Raw genomic sequence first — 13,809 nt, 5'->3', positions numbered from 1 at the left:
CCTGGCGGGGGCTTCTCGAGTACTGATAGGGCAGAATCGCGCACGTGACGCAGCCGCCGCACCGCCCGGGTCCGCCTGAGTGGCGGGGCCGTGGCTCGCCGCCACCGCACCCGTCACAGCGGCGACCTCCGCCCCGGCCGCCGGAGCCGCCCCGGCAACCGGCCCCGCCGCCGCACGAGCGGCCGACCGAGCAGCTCCGCACCCCAAGGGGGCCGGCGAGCGCCGGTCCGACACAACGCTTCCCGCGACCACCGTCACCGGCCGACGTGCAGCCGACCCAGCAGATCCATCGACGAGAACCGATCCCACCGCCGCCACCACCAACGTTCGGGGCGCCGGGCGGCGACGAGAAGCCGCGCCGCAGACACGGTTTCAACAAAACGTCGGTCGCGCTGGTCGCCGTCATCGTGCTCGCCCTGCTGGCGGGTGGCCTGGCCGCCGGCGAGCTCTATGCGCGGCAGCGCGCGGACAACATCTTGACCGAGGTCGCCGAGTGTGTGACCGAGGACGGCGTCAAAATTTCCTTCGGAGTGAACCCCCCGTTCCTGTGGCAGCACATCACGGGGCATTACACCAACATCTCGGTCACCACCGACGGAAACCGGGTGCAGAGCGCCGACGGTATGACCGCGGAGGTCACTCTCGCCGATGTGCGATTGCAGGACACCGGGGATTCCAAGGGCACCATCGGGTCGCTCGACGCCACGCTGAGCTGGAAGTCGGCCGGTATCAAGGACACCGTTGCCGCGAACCTGCCCGGCGTCGGCAATCTGGTCACCGGTGTGCGTACCGACCCCGCGGCGGGGACGGTGATCCTGGAGGCCGGCGACAACAGTGTCAGCGCCAAACCCGTCGTCACCGACGGTGACCTCAACCTGCAGGTCCTCGACGTCACCGGGCCGCTGCCCAAGGAGGCTGTGCAGACCGCGCTCAACGACCTGACCAAGAAGCTCAACGACAACTACCCGCTCGGGATCCAAGCCGACAGCGTCGAGGTCACCGACTCCGGCGTAGTCGGCACATTCTCGAGTCGAGACGCCGCCATCCCCAAGGAGGACGCCAACCCCTGCTTCGCGCGCCTTTAGCGCTACAGAATCGGGACCGTACTGATGACTGTGCCGGTGGCAAAGACGCACCCGGACAACAGCATCGTGAGTGCGGCGAGCAGGAGTGTCACGGTTAGTTTCATCCACGTCAACATGCCAATGACGGTATGGCGGCCGGAACGAAAAAGAAGCAGGGGTTTCCCTTGCCTTGCAAGCCTCGTTTCTGGGGCCTCGATCAGTCCAGCGTCACGGCGATTTCGGGGCTGAGTTGATAGCCGGGCGCGAGCGGCAGCGTGTCGCCGCTCCAGAACGAGCCCGGATCGAACCAGTTGTAGTGCTTCTCCGAGGTCAGCAGGCCCATCTCCTCGTAGGTGATGGCGACGGTCTCGGCGCAGTATGCGGTCTGCAGCCCCACTTGGAGCTTCTCTTGTTTTCTGCGTAGCGTCGCATCGCGAACCTTCTTGTGTACGAACGGAATTCCGCGGGTGAAGTCGGTGACGGCGAGGCGGCCGCGAAACCACCGGCCGGTCAGCCGCGCGGTGCTAGGGAACGGTGTGCCGTCCATGCGGGCGACCACCTTCAACGCGCGGTCCTCCTGCTCGCGGCTGGCATACGGCGTGAGTTGGCGCAGCCAGCAGCGCTGGTGATAGTTGGTGATCCACCGCTCCACAACCTGGCGTGCGTCGTTGAGTTGAACGCCTCGTTGGTTGCGCCCGGTCCACATGTCGGTCAGCTTGTCGCCGAGTTCGGCGTGCCAGATCAGCGGCGGCAGGTCTTCGATCGCGATCGTCATCCCGACGTGGTTGACCGGGCTGTTGGTCAACGACTGAATCGCCCGGTCCGGCCCCGACCGTCCGCGAAACAGCCACAGATCGCCGGTGCGGGTCGCCTCGAGCGCCTGCTCCAACGACACGGTGGTTGGTTTCACATCCGCAGCTTAGGCAGACTGAGCGTCATGCGCGGTATCTGGAAGTGGGTCGGGCTGGCGAGTGTGGCGGGTGTGGTGGCAGGCGGGGCGCTGGTCGCGCGCGATCAGCGGCGCCGCAATTCGTACACACCCGATGACATCAGGGCGCGGCTACACCAGCGGGTGGCCGAGACCAACGCCGACGGTCAGGACGCGACGGCATAGAGCCGGTGTGATCCGTTGAACCCCTTGAGTTCGGCGTCGCGGCCGTCGTCGAACTCGATGTCCCCGACGTCGGCGAGCGCGTCGCGCACCACCTCGCTCACCAGAACCTCGCCGCCGTTGGCTTCGTTCGCCACGCGGGCGGCCATCGCGACATTGCGTCCGAACAGGTCGTCACCGCGGCGCACCGATTTGCCCATGTGAATACCCATTCGAACGCGAATACCGTTGGGCGGACGACGAAGTGACTGCTGCACCTCAATACTGCAGCGCACGGCCTCCTCCGGTTGGGCGAAGGCCACCATGAAACCATCGCCCTGGCTCTTGACCACATAACCTGAGTGTTTCTTTACGTGGCGGCGCACCATCTTGTCGTGGCGGCCCAGCAGCCGGACCCAGGCGCGGTCGCCGATGCGTTCGTTGAGCGCCGTCGACTCCTCGATGTCGGAGAACATGATCACCATCTTGCCGCTCGGCGAGAGCCGCGCCAGGTCCGGTCGTTCGACCTCGGCCCAGTCCGCAAGATCCTCGATCGAGGACCGCACGGCCGCGCCGAGGCCGTCCTTGCGCAGGATGTTCGCGGTCTGCCACACCTGCTTTACCGCCTCGCGGCCGCCGCTGAACAGCATGTTCCTGGTGTCCAGACGCCGACGGGCTTCGTCGAGTTCCTCACGCTGGCGGGTGTAGCGGATCCACAGCACGGCCAGCGCGACGGCTTCGGCCGCCGCCACAATCGCCAATACGTAGGCCACGATCTGGGCACCGGTCACACACCAAGTATTGGATGCTGAATCGGTGACGTCTGCGGAGCCCCCGTATTACGAGAGTCGCTACATCCGCGCCAACCACCCTGACCTGCCTCAGGCGCTGTGGCTCCGGGAGACGCTGCTGCTTCCCGCGGCAGGGGAGGCGGTCGCAGACGTGTGGGTGATGGTCTTCGACCCCGACGGCGCGGGCAACCGCGCGCTCAAGGAGCCGTACCCGATCGAGTCGGCCGACTACGGCTGCGAGGACTGGACCGCGCGCATCGCCGCGACCGTCCTCGACGACCGGTCGGCCGAGGGCGTGGTCACCGGTGGGCCCCGCTCGGCGCGGTGGGACCTGCGCATCACCCCGGGCGACGAAGCACCGGTCCGGCTGCTCACCGACCGTGCCTACGCGGCGCGGATTCCGACCGCCAAGACGACGGTGCGCCATCCCCTCGCGCGCTTCGACGGGTTGCTCGAACTCGACGATGTCCGCCTCGTTGTCGACGGCTGGACCGGCAGCGTCAACCACAACTGGGGCACGCGGCACACACCGTCGTACGCATACGGGCAGGTCTGCGGGTTCGACGACGCACCGGATACGACGCTCGAGATCGTCACTGCCCGAGCGGCGTTCGGCCCGGTGCTGTTGCCCGGTGTGACATTGTTCGTGTTCCGGCATGCCGGTCAGGAGTTCGCCGTGCGCTCGATCCGCGGCAGCCTGCAGACCCACGGCCACTACCAGCCGTTCACATGGACGTTCGGCGGGCGGGTCGCCGACCAGATGATCGAGGGCGAGATCGTGACGCAACCGTCCGACGTGATCGGGCTGACGTACACCGACACCGACGGCGCGACGAAATACTGCTACAACTCCGCGATCGCCAGCTGCCGAATCCAGGTGGCGGGCAAGGCGTTCGAGCGCGCCGAGTTGACGGCCAACCGGCGCGCGATGTTCGAGATCCTGACCAACACTCCTCACGAGGCAGTGTCACTGCTGGCCTGACGGCGACTCGAAACTGAACTTCTGCACGAATCATCACGATTTCTTGACGCGGAGGTTCAGTTTCGGCGCATGCAGCGGTCGTGAGTCACCGGCTGACGAATTGGACCACCACTTCGGAGAAAGCGTCGTTGTCGTCGCCGGCCGCGGTGTGCCCGGCCTCGGAGAGCTCGACGAATTCCGCTCGCGGCACCTTCTCCAGGAAGTCCTTAACCCCCGCGGTGCTGACCACGTCGGAAAGCTTCCCACGGATCAACAGGATCGGGATGGTCAAGCTCATCACCGCGTGCTCGAGCTTCTCCTCGCGGACGAACCGGTCGTCGATCGGCGCGGTGAGAAACGCCGGATCCCAATGCCAGAACCAGCGTCCGTCGCGAAATCGCAGGTTCTTCTTCAGACCTTCGGGGTTGCGCGGCCGCTTGCGGTACGGCAGATATGCGGCGACCGCGTCGGCCGCCTCGTCGAGGGTCTCGAATCCGTCTATGCCGCTTGACATGAACTCGCGAATGCGCGCGCTGCCGTCCTTCTCGTACCGCGGCACCACGTCGACGAGCACGAGCTTGGTGACCTTTTCGGGTCCCGCGGCGGCGGAAGCCAGCATGCCCGTCATCCCGCCCATACTCGCGCCGATCAAGGCGACCGGACGCCCGATCTGCTCGATGACCGCAAGCGTGTCCGCACTCAACGCGTCAACGGTGTAGTTGGCGCCCGGTGCCCGGTCGCTGTCGCCGTGTCCCCGGCTGTCCAGCGCGACCACGTGCAGACCCAGACCGGCCAGAACGTGTCCGGTCTGCTTCCACGAGTAACGGTTCTGGCCGCCGCCGTGCAGCAGCAGGACGGAGGGTTGCTGCGTCTGCGCACCACGGTTCCACTCGTCGGCCACCAAGGTGATGTCCTCCGACCCGCGGAACTTAACGGTCTGCGGTTCGCTGTCAGTCGCGCTCACGGCCGTCCTCTCCGGCTCGCCCCAGTGGCTCACGTTACCTACCGGGAATTTCCGTCGATCCCGATGTCCGCGATGAGGGCGTCAATATACTTTGCGCTCGTGCAGCCCGAGTTTGCCGCCCATGACCGTGAGCGCATCATCGAGGCTGCTTACGCCTGTTTGTCGCAACCACACACGGGACCCGTTCCGGTCGCTGCGATTCTGCAGCGGGCCGAAGTCTCGACCCGCGCTTTCTACCGTCACTTCGAATCCAAGGACGAGTTGTTCCTCGCCATGCTGCGCGAGGAGACCGACGCGTTGGCGCGGCGCCTCGACCGCGTCCTCGAGGAGAAGTCGGGTGCGCCCGCCGAGCAACTCGAAGCCTGGATCGAGGCGATGTTCGGGCTGATCCACGACGAGGAGATGCGGATGCACTTCACCGTCATCGACTCCGACGAGGTCCGCGCCGCCAAGGGCTATCGCGAGACGCGCGAGAAGGCACACGCCGATCGCGAGCGCTCACTGGTAGAGATTCTGCGGCGCGGCCGCGACCACGGTTCGTTTCCGCTGGCCGACCCCGAGCAGGATGCGGTAGCCATCAACGCGATCATCAGTCGCGTGTTGATCAGCCAGACCTTCGACGACCACGAGGGTCTGCGCCTGGCCAAGGCCCGCGTGCTCGACTTCGCGCTCCGCGCGCTGGGCGCCAGGCAGTTCGTCGCCGAAGAACGATGAGCGTCATCGCTGACCTCGAGGAGGCCGTGCGCGAAAGTTAGCCACTGGCCCCTGTCGTGGGGAAACTCGGCTGAGCGACGTCGGCGGTTGCTCAACCGCAAAATCCCGATATACGGTTCCCGGACGTCCGGCTGTGTGTACCCTTGCGCCACAGCCATCACGGGCGCGGGTTGTTGGTGTCAGGGAAGGTCGGAGCGGGCTATGGCAGTGCAGATGGCAGTGCGAAGCGCGCGGGTGGGAGCCGACTGATGGTCGCTGTCAATGCAATTGCAAAGCCCGTGCGCGCGTTCGGCGGCTTCTACTCCATGGCGCTCGACACCTTCGTGTGGATGTTTCGGCCACCTTTCGCGTGGCGTGAGTTCATCTCTCAGTCGTGGTTCGTCGCACGCGTTTCGATACTGCCGACGCTGATGCTGACCATTCCGTATACGGTGTTGCTGACCTTCACGTTCAATATTCTGTTGGTGGAGTTCGGCGCCGCCGACTTCTCCGGAACGGGCGCGGCGCTCGGAACCGTACGCCAGATCGGCCCGATCGTGACGGTGCTGGTGGTCGCGGGCGCAGGCGCCACCGCAATGTGCGCGGACCTCGGCGCGCGCACCATCCGCGAAGAACTCGATGCGCTGCGGGTAATGGGTGTGAATCCCATTCAGGCGCTGGTCGTTCCACGCGTGGCGGCCGCGACCCTGGTGTCGCTGGCGTTGTCGGCGACCGTGATCCTCGTCGGGCTGGCCGGCGCATACTTCTTCGTGGTCTACATTCAGAACGTCTCACCGGGTGCGTTCGCCGCCGGTCTGACGTTGCTCATCGGAACCACCGACGTCATCATCGCGTTGCTCAAGGCCGCGCTGTTCGGCTTGTCCGCAGGCATGATCGCTTGCTACAAGGGCATTTCCGTCGGCGGAGGACCTGCCGGCGTCGGCAACGCGGTCAACGAAACCGTGGTTTTCACGTTCATGGCGTTGTTCGCGATCAACATCGTCGCGACCGCGGTCGCGGTGAAGGTGACGATGTGACTGTTTCCAGGCCGCATTCCCAGTTCCCCTGGCTGAAAGCCCGGTTCAAGAGCGTCGCCGATCCGTGGAACCGAGTCGGGATGCAAGCCAAGTTCTTCGGCCGCACCCTGACGTCGATCCGCTACACCGTCGTGCACTACCAGGTCGAGTTGATCCGGATCATCGCCCAGATGGGCCTTGGGGCCGGGGCGCTCATCATCATCGGCGGCACGGTGGCCATCGTCGGCTTCCTCACCGTGACGACCGGCGCCCTGGTGGCGGTGCAGGGCTACACCGACTTCTCCGAGATCGGCGTCGAGGCGCTGACCGGTTTCGCCTCGGCGTTCTTCAATGTGCGGCTGATCGCGCCGGCGACGACGGCGGTGGCGTTGTCGGCCACCATCGGCGCGGGCGCCACCGCGCAACTGGGCGCCATGCGGATCAACGAGGAGGTCGACGCGCTGGAAGTGATGGGCATCCGAAGCATCGCCTACCTCGCATCGACGCGGGTAGTCGCCGGATTCCTGGTCGTGATCCCGCTGTACTGCGTCGGCGTGATCGCCGCGTTCTGGGCGGCACGCTTCGGCACCACCGTGATCTACGGTCAGTCGACGGGCGTATACGACCACTACTTCAGGACGTTCCTCAACCCCACGGATTTGATGTGGTCGTTCGGTCAAACCATCGCGCTCTCAGTGATGATCATGCTGGTCCACACCTACTACGGCTACACCGCGCGAGGTGGACCCGCGGGCGTCGGTGAGGCCGTCGGGCGGGCGGTGCGCACCTCGCTCATCGTCTCGGCCTTCGTGCTGGTGATGCTGTCGCTCGCTGTCTACGGTCAATCCGGCAACTTCAACCTGGCCGGCTGATCATGGACATAGAAGACGAAGGCCTGCACCCCGCGTGGTGGACGTTGATCCTCGTGGTGATCCTCGCCGCCGCGATCTGGCTGACGTATGCCCTGTTCGTCGGCGCCTTCAGGTCGACCGAGACGGTCACGCTGACATCCGACCGCTCGGGTCTGGTGATGGAAACCGACGCCAAGGTCAAGTTGCGCGGCGTGCAGGTCGGTCGGGTCTCCGCAATCCAGGGTGGCAGCCAGCCGGTGGCGTTGAAGCTGGAGATCGACAAGGACAAGCTCCAGTTCATCCCGTCCAACGTCGAGGCGCAGATCCGGGCGACGACGGTGTTCGGGGCCAAGTTCGTCGATTTGATCTATCCGAACGATCCGAGTTCACAGCACCTGGCCGCCGGTCAGGTGATCGAGTCGCGCAACGTCACCGTCGAAGCCAACACGGTGTTTCAAAACATCGTCGACGTGCTCGAACAGATCGACCCGGCCAAGCTCAACAGCACGCTGTACGCGCTCGCCGAGGGGGTCCGTGGTCAGGGCGAGCTGATCGGTCAGGCCACCACCGACGCGAATCAGGTTCTGCTCGAAGTCAATCCGCGCTACGAGACGGTGACCGCCGACCTGCGCGCGCTGCGGGATTTCAACGACACGTACAGCGCTGCGGCACAGGACATTCTGAGCACCTTGGACGCGCTCAGCACCACGAGCGCCACGATCACCGCCCAGGCCAGCCAGTTGGATGCGCTGCTGATGGCCACCATCGGGCTCTCCAACAGCGGAATCAACCTGCTGGCGCCGAACCAGGCCAACCTGATCAAGTCCATCAACGTGCTCGAGCCGACGACGAACCTGCTGTACAAGTACAGCCCTGAATACACCTGCCTGCTGACCGGTGCCAAGACCCTGCTGGACACCGGCGGGTACGACGCGCCGGGCGGTAACGGCCGGACCCTGGTGCTGGACGTTGCCCTGGGCGTCGGTGACGACCCGTATCGGTACCCCAATCACCTGCCGATCGTCGGCGCCAAGGGCGGGCCGGGCGGTAAGCCCAGTTGCGGCTCGCTGCCCGACGTCGCGCAGAACTGGCCGGTGCGCAACCTCGTCACCAACACCGGGTTCGGCACCGGAATCGACTGGCGGCCCAACCCCGGCATCGGCTTCCCGGGATACGCCAACTACTTGCCGACCACCCGTGCGGTGCCCGAACCGCCGAGCGTGCGCAACCTGTTCGGCGGACCCGCGATAGGTCCGATCCCGTACCCGGGCGCCCCGGCTTACGGTGCCGACCTGTACGCCGACGACGGCACTCCGCTGTGGCCGGGCCTGCCGGCCGCACCGCCGCCGATGGCGCCGCGGGATCCCGGTCCCACACCGGGTTCTGAGCCGTTCATCGTCCACTCGCCGGCCCAGGTGCAGCCCACGCCGCTGCGGCCGACACCGCTGCCGACGCCGGCCCGACCGGGCCCCCCGTTCGGATGATCCACGACGCCATGAGAGGTGACACGCCATGTCCAGCATGAACGCCAGGGTTCGCCGAGACGCGGTGCGTCTCGGCGTGTTCCTGGCTGTCTGCCTGCTCGGCGTGTTCGGACTGTTCGCGGTCTTCGGCGAGATGCGCTTCGGGGAGGCCACCAACAGCTATGTCGCCGAGTTCACCAATGTCACCGGCCTGGAGAACGGGGACTTCGTGCGCATCGCCGGCGTCGAGGTCGGCAGCGTGGAAAAGGTTGCCATTCAACCGGATACCACCGCGCGGGTCGAGTTCAACGCGGACCAGTCGGTGGTGCTGACCGAAGGCAGCAGGGCCGTCATCCGATACGACGACCTCATCGGCGGCCGTTACCTGGCACTCGAGGAGGGCGCGGGCGGAGTCAAGAAGCTCGAGCCCGGCGGCACGATTCCGTTCGCCCGCACGTCTCCGGCGCTCGACCTCGACGCGCTGATCGGCGGCTTCCGGCCGCTATTCCGTGCGCTGGATCCAGACCAGGTCAACGCGCTGTCGAGTCAGCTGATCCACGCGCTGCAGGGACAGGGGGCGACCATCAACTCGTTCCTGTCCCAGACCGCAGCGCTGACAACGACTTTGGCGGACCGGGACCGTCTGATCGGGGACGTCATCGTCAACCTCAACGTGGTGCTGGGATCGCTCGGTGATCAGAACGACCAGTTTGCGAAGGCAGTCGACGCGCTCAGCGAACTGGTCGGGACCCTGGCGGAGCGCAGAGCGGACATCAGCAACGGGCTGGCGTACACCAACGAAGCGGCCGGAACCGTCGCGGACCTGTTGGACCAGGCCCGGCCACCGTTGCGCAAGACGGTCCAGGAAACGGACCGCGCCGCGGGCATCGTGGTGGCTGACCACGAATACTTCGACAACCTGCTGAACACCCTGCCGGATGCCCATCAAGCGCTGGCGCGGCAAGGGCTTTACGGCGACTTCTTCAACTTCTATCTCTGCGACATCGTGCTCAAACTCAACGGCAAGGGCGGCCAGCCGGTGTATGTGAAGGTTGCCGGGCAGTCCACCGGGAGGTGTGCGCCGCGATGAGGTCCTTCTCGGAACGGAATCAGACCGTCATCGGAGCCATCGGGCTGGCGTTGACGATCGGCATCGTGCTGGGGGCGCTGAACTACGATCGGCTGCCGTTCTTGCAGGGCAGCGAGTACTCGGCCTACTTCGCCGAGGTGGGCGGGCTGCAAGCCGGTAAGGCCGTGCGTGTTTCGGGATTCGAGGTCGGCCGGGTCAAATCGATAGAGCTGGACGGACCGCGCGCCCTGGTGACGTTCACCGTCGACAGCGACATCCGGCTGGGGGATCGCACCGAGGCGGCGATCAAGACCGAGGGCCTGCTGGGCACGAAGATCCTCGAGGTCACCTCCCGCGGCGACGGCCGGCAGGAAGGCACGATCCCGCTCGACCGCACGACGTCGCCCTATGAGCTGCCCGACGCGCTGGGCGAGTTGGCCACGGCGATCAGCGGTTTGAACACCGACCAGTTGTCCGAATCGCTGCGGGTGTTGTCGGCCACGTTCTCCGACACTCCACCGGAGTTGAAGATCGCGATCGAGGGTGTGGCGCGGTTCTCCGACACGCTGAACGAACGTGACGCGCAGTTGCGGGGGTTGCTCGGCAACGCCGACAAGGCCACCAAGGTGCTGGCCGAGCGCAGCAACCAGATCGTGAGTCTGGTGACCGACACCAACGCGCTGCTGGCCGAGCTGCAAAACCAAAGCGCCGCACTCGATGAGATCTCGGGCAACATCTCGGCGCTGAGCGGGCAGCTGCAGGGTTTCATCGGCGAGAACCGCGAAACCCTTCGGCCCGCACTGGACAAGCTCAACGGCGTGCTGACGATCATCGACAATCGCAAGGAACGCGTGCAGAAGTCGCTCTCGTTGCTGACCGACTATGTGATGTCGCTGGGTGAATCGGTCTCGGGTGGTCCGTTCTTCAAGAACTACGTCGCCAACCTGTTGCCCGGCCAGTTCCTTCAGCCGTTCATCGATGCCGCGTTCTCCGACCTCGGCCTGGACCCCAACGTGAAGCTGCCGTCGGAGCTGTCCGACCCACAGGTCGGTCAGCCGGGGACACCGGCGCTGCCGGTGCCGTTCCCGCGGACAGGTCAAGGCGGTGAACCGCGACTGACGGTGCCCGACGCCATCACCGGCAATCCCGGCGATCAAGCGTGTGGGCCGCCCGGGCTGCCGTTGCCGGGACCCGGCTGCTATCCATACCGCGAGCCGCTGCCGGCACCGCCCCCAGGCGGGCCGCCGCCGGGACCGCCCGCCGAGGCGCCGCCGGCCATGCGCTCGACCGCGGACCCGACACCGTCTCCGGTCGCGGTGCCCGCTCCCGGTGGGCAGGCCCACCTTTCATCGCCGGAGGCCGGACGATGACGCGGGGTGCACGCAACATGTTGGCCGTTGCGCTGGTCGTGATACTCGCCGCCGGCGCGGTCGTGTTGTTGCGCAACACCGGAGCGATCAACCGCACACACGTCGTCGCCTACTTCGACAACGCCAACGGTATCTACCCCGGCGACGACGTCAACATCGTCGGCGTCCCCGTCGGCAAGATCGAATCCATCGAACCGCAGCCCGACCGGGTCAAGATCTCGTTCTGGTACGACAGCAAGCACAAGGTGCCTGCCGACGCCAAGGCCGCGATCCTGTCGCCAACGTTGGTGACAGCGCGCGCCATCCAACTGACCCCGCCCTACACCGGCGGACCGGTGATGGGTGACGACACGGTGATCCCGCAGTCACGCACCGCCGTTCCGGTCGAGTGGGACGAGGTCCGGCAACAGTTGCAGAAGCTCGCCGAGACGCTGCAGCCCACCGAGCCCGGCGATGTCAGCCCGTTGGGATCGGTCATCAACACCACCGCCGACAACCTGCGCGGTGAAGGCGCCAACATCCGCGACACCGTCGTCAAGCTGTCGCAGGCCGTGACGGCGCTTGGCGATCACAGCACCGACATCTTCTCCACGATCAAGAATCTGGCGATCCTGGTCTCGGCGTTGCAGGACAGCACCGACGTGATGCGTCAGCTCAACCAGAACCTCGCGTCCGTGACCGGACTGCTGGCCAACGATCCCAGCGAAGTCGCCGACGCGCTGCGCGACCTCAACAACGTCGTCGGGGAAGTGCAGACCTTCGTCGCCGACAACCGTGAAGCGCTGGGCACCACGTCGGACAAGTTGGCGGGGGTGACCCAGGCGCTGACCGACAGCCTCGGCGAGCTCAAGCAGTTCCTGCACGTGGCCCCTAACACGCTGCAGAACTACGTCAACATCTGGCAGCCCGCCCAGGGTGCGGTGAGCAGCTTGCCGATGCTGAACAACTTCGCCAACCCGATTTCGTTCCTGTGCGGCGGGATTCAGGCCGCATCCCGGCTGAACGCCGAGCAGTCGGCGAAGCTGTGCGTGCAGTACCTGGCGCCGATCCTGAAGAACCGCCAGTACAACTTCCTGCCCATCATGCAGAACGTCTTCTCCGGTGCCACGACACGGCCCAACGAGCTGACCTACAGCGAGGACTGGCTGCGCCCGGATTACATTCCGCCGCAACCTGTTCCGCCCGCGGCTCCGCCGCCCCCGTCGGCGCAGGCGGCACCACCCGCTCCGGTCGCGGGCCCGCCGCTGGCGGCAGAGGCGCCGGTCTCGACGAACCCGGCCGACGGTCTGCACGGCATGATGGTGCCCCAGGGGGTCGGCCCATGATGCGGCGCAAGCTCTTTCGCAGAGTAGCGGTGGTGGCCGTGTCTGCCGCGCTGCTGTCGGGCTGTTCGGACTGGCAGGGGCTGAACTCGCTTCCGTTGCCGGGCGTCGAGGGCACCGGTCCGAATGCGTTCACGATCCAGGCGCAGATGCCCGACGTGGACAACATCGAGCCGAACTCCCGTGTCCGGGTGGCCGATGTGAACGTCGGCACCGTGCGCAAAATCGAGCGCCAGGACTGGCATGCACTGGTGACGATGGAACTCAACGGTGACGTGGAGCTGCCCGCCAATGCGACGGCCAAGCTCGGGCTGACGAGCCTGTTGGGGTCGCTGCACATCGAGTTGGCCCCGCCGACCGACGCGCCGCCGGTGGGCAAGCTGAAAGAGGGCGCGCTGATTCCGCTCGAGTCGTCCAGCGCCTACCCGAGCACCGAGCAGGCGCTGGCCGCAGTTGCGCTGCTGCTCAACGGCGGCGGGATCGGCAACATCTACGACATCACCGAAGCTCTCAGTGTCGCGTTCACCGGTCGCGAGAACGACCTGCGCAGTCTCATCGAACAGCTCGACATCGCGATCGGCCACCTCGATGACCAAAAGCAGGACATCATCGAGGCCACCGAAAGCCTGAACAATCTGATGGGGCAGATCGCCGAACAGAAGCCGGTGGTGGACAAGGCCTTACGAACCATCCCCGATGCCCTGGCCGTGCTGAGGGATCAGCGGCAGAACCTGGCCGAGGTGCTGACCCAGCTGGGCCGGTTCAGCGCGTTGGCCGCCGACTCGGTCAACCAGACCAAAGACGCTCTGGTGCAAGAGCTCAAGGACCTGGGCGTGGTGCTGGAGGAGTTGGCCGACGCCGGTCCCGCGTTGACCCGCGCGCTGAGCTTCTTGCCGACTTTCCCGTTCCCGAAGGAGACATTGCTCAATTGGATGCGCGGCGACTACGCGAACCTGACGTTGGTCGTCGACCTGACGTTGAGCAGAATCGATTCGGCCTTCTTCACCGGAACGCGGTTCGAGTGCAACCTGACCTGGCTGGAACTGCAGTGGGGCCGCACCATCGGCCAGTTCCCGAGCCCGTGCAACCACCACGTGCCGCCACCGGGCGGCAACCCGTTGGTCGCTCCGTATCGCTGGGATCAGGGGCCGTAGC

The 13,809-nt window shown here is 66.0% G+C and carries 14 protein-coding genes; 11 read left to right on the top strand and 3 right to left on the bottom strand.

The genetic code is table 11. The features are described from left to right. Window positions 1-266 precede the first annotated feature (266 nt). Window positions 267-1,085 (top strand): LmeA family phospholipid-binding protein, encoded by an 819-nt coding sequence (locus CEX87_RS20635; protein WP_094288905.1) that lies wholly within the window; start codon window positions 267-269, stop codon window positions 1,083-1,085. A 196-nt stretch (window positions 1,086-1,281) separates the two neighbouring features. Here the strand turns inward: CEX87_RS20635 and CEX87_RS20630 are convergent, their stop codons facing one another. After that, window positions 1,282-1,959: a hypothetical protein gene (locus tag CEX87_RS20630; RefSeq protein ID WP_064420150.1), complete on the bottom strand. Its 678-nt coding sequence runs from the start codon at window positions 1,957-1,959 to the stop codon at window positions 1,282-1,284. A 42-nt stretch (window positions 1,960-2,001) separates the two neighbouring features. Between CEX87_RS20630 and CEX87_RS20625 the strand changes: the two genes are divergently transcribed. Continuing rightward, on the top strand, window positions 2,002-2,178 hold the full coding sequence (locus CEX87_RS20625; RefSeq protein WP_094288903.1) for a hypothetical protein: 177 nt from the start codon (window positions 2,002-2,004) through the stop codon (window positions 2,176-2,178). On the opposite strand, the gene CEX87_RS20620 is transcribed toward CEX87_RS20625, so the two are convergent. After that, window positions 2,160-2,945 (bottom strand): adenylate/guanylate cyclase domain-containing protein, encoded by a 786-nt coding sequence (locus CEX87_RS20620; protein ID WP_064426775.1) that lies wholly within the window; start codon window positions 2,943-2,945, stop codon window positions 2,160-2,162. The genes CEX87_RS20625 and CEX87_RS20620 overlap by 19 nt on opposite strands. A gap of 25 nt (window positions 2,946-2,970) precedes the next feature. Between CEX87_RS20620 and CEX87_RS20615 the strand changes: the two genes are divergently transcribed. Then, window positions 2,971-3,927 (top strand): hypothetical protein, encoded by a 957-nt coding sequence (locus CEX87_RS20615; RefSeq protein ID WP_094288901.1) that lies wholly within the window; start codon window positions 2,971-2,973, stop codon window positions 3,925-3,927. An 85-nt stretch (window positions 3,928-4,012) separates the two neighbouring features. On the opposite strand, the gene CEX87_RS20610 is transcribed toward CEX87_RS20615, so the two are convergent. Then, the gene (locus tag CEX87_RS20610) at window positions 4,013-4,870 is read right to left on the bottom strand and encodes an alpha/beta fold hydrolase (RefSeq protein WP_094288938.1); all 858 of its coding nucleotides are present in this window, start codon (window positions 4,868-4,870) and stop codon (window positions 4,013-4,015) included. A 99-nt stretch (window positions 4,871-4,969) separates the two neighbouring features. Here CEX87_RS20610 and CEX87_RS20605 point away from each other — a divergent pair, with 99 nt between their 5' ends. The 8 genes from CEX87_RS20605 to CEX87_RS20570 all read left to right on the top strand — a co-directional run bounded on the left by CEX87_RS20605 (window position 4,970) and on the right by CEX87_RS20570 (window position 13,808). After that, window positions 4,970-5,584 (top strand): TetR/AcrR family transcriptional regulator, encoded by a 615-nt coding sequence (locus CEX87_RS20605; RefSeq protein ID WP_233151458.1) that lies wholly within the window; start codon window positions 4,970-4,972, stop codon window positions 5,582-5,584. 248 nt (window positions 5,585-5,832) lie between these two features. After that, window positions 5,833-6,600 carry an MlaE family ABC transporter permease gene (locus CEX87_RS20600; RefSeq protein ID WP_064397605.1) on the top strand — a complete coding sequence of 256 codons (768 nt, stop codon included), beginning with the start codon at window positions 5,833-5,835 and terminating at the stop codon, window positions 6,598-6,600. Continuing rightward, a complete protein-coding gene (locus tag CEX87_RS20595) occupies window positions 6,597-7,451 on the top strand; it encodes an ABC transporter permease (protein WP_064397607.1) in 855 nt (284 codons plus the stop codon). Before CEX87_RS20600 ends, CEX87_RS20595 begins: the two co-directional genes overlap by 4 nt. Before the next feature lie 2 nt (window positions 7,452-7,453). Then, window positions 7,454-8,914 (top strand): MCE family protein, encoded by a 1,461-nt coding sequence (locus tag CEX87_RS20590; protein WP_094288899.1) that lies wholly within the window; start codon window positions 7,454-7,456, stop codon window positions 8,912-8,914. A gap of 37 nt (window positions 8,915-8,951) precedes the next feature. Next, window positions 8,952-9,983: a virulence factor Mce family protein gene (locus tag CEX87_RS20585; protein WP_064420229.1), complete on the top strand. Its 1,032-nt coding sequence runs from the start codon at window positions 8,952-8,954 to the stop codon at window positions 9,981-9,983. Then, entirely contained in the window at window positions 9,980-11,332 is a 1,353-nt protein-coding gene (locus CEX87_RS20580) for an MCE family protein (RefSeq protein ID WP_094288936.1), read from the top strand. Before CEX87_RS20585 ends, CEX87_RS20580 begins: the two co-directional genes overlap by 4 nt. Further along, on the top strand, window positions 11,329-12,657 hold the full coding sequence (locus CEX87_RS20575; RefSeq protein ID WP_094288897.1) for a virulence factor Mce family protein: 1,329 nt from the start codon (window positions 11,329-11,331) through the stop codon (window positions 12,655-12,657). The genes CEX87_RS20580 and CEX87_RS20575 overlap by 4 nt, the downstream gene beginning before the upstream one ends. After that, window positions 12,657-13,808, top strand: coding sequence for an MCE family protein (locus tag CEX87_RS20570; RefSeq protein ID WP_094288934.1), 1,152 nt, complete (start codon window positions 12,657-12,659; stop codon window positions 13,806-13,808). The genes CEX87_RS20575 and CEX87_RS20570 overlap by 1 nt, the downstream gene beginning before the upstream one ends. The last annotated feature ends 1 nt before the right edge of the window (window position 13,809 follow it).

The sequence above is a fragment of the Mycobacterium lehmannii genome (assembly GCF_002245535.1).
GTDB lineage: Bacteria > Actinomycetota > Actinomycetes > Mycobacteriales > Mycobacteriaceae > Mycobacterium > Mycobacterium lehmannii.
Note: the sequence above shows the minus strand (reverse complement) of the source record. Positions and strands in the feature narration are given on the sequence as shown.